Origin of the sequence: Methylocystis suflitae (genome assembly GCF_024448135.1) — a bacterium.
In the GTDB taxonomy this organism is placed as follows: Bacteria; Pseudomonadota; Alphaproteobacteria; order Rhizobiales; family Beijerinckiaceae; genus Methylocystis; species Methylocystis suflitae.
The window spans coordinates 1-481 of the sequence record NZ_JAMRYX010000225.1; the positions used below are offsets into that span (position 1 = coordinate 1).

Consider the following 481-nt stretch of genomic DNA (forward strand, 5'->3'; position numbering starts at 1 on the left):
TGACTGTTTCAATCGCGTTCTCCAGAGCGCCCGCGAGCCATAGGAGCAATACGCAGTCGCCAAATGTGCGCAATCCGAAGGCTGCCGCGCCGCCTGGCAGCCCCCAAAAATGCAACCCTACAGAAAGCGCGATTAGGTACGGTAGTAGTTCCGCCAAGTGGCATTTCGCTATCGCATCGGGCCGCCCGGATGCTTGCAACTTTGCGAAAGGCACAAAGGCGAGCCCATTGATCCAAAAGCCGAGCAACAGGATTTGGGCGGTCACTGTCGCCTTAGAAGCGAACTCGGAGTTGATCCAAAGCCGAAAAAACGGTTCAACCAACAAGAGTGCCAAGAGAATTAGCGGCGTCATCACTGCCGCGAGTGAACGCAAGGCGACCGCCGCCAGTTGCTTGCCTTCGTCACCGTGCGCCATCGCCAGACGCGGGAACAACGCCGATGTCAGCGCCCCTGGCAAGACGGTCGAGCGCTGCGCCAATTG

The 481-nt window shown here is 58.6% G+C and carries 1 pseudogene; it reads right to left on the minus strand.

The features are described from left to right. A pseudogene (locus NEI07_RS17150) lies at positions 1–481 on the minus strand (hypothetical protein); the annotation flags it as partial.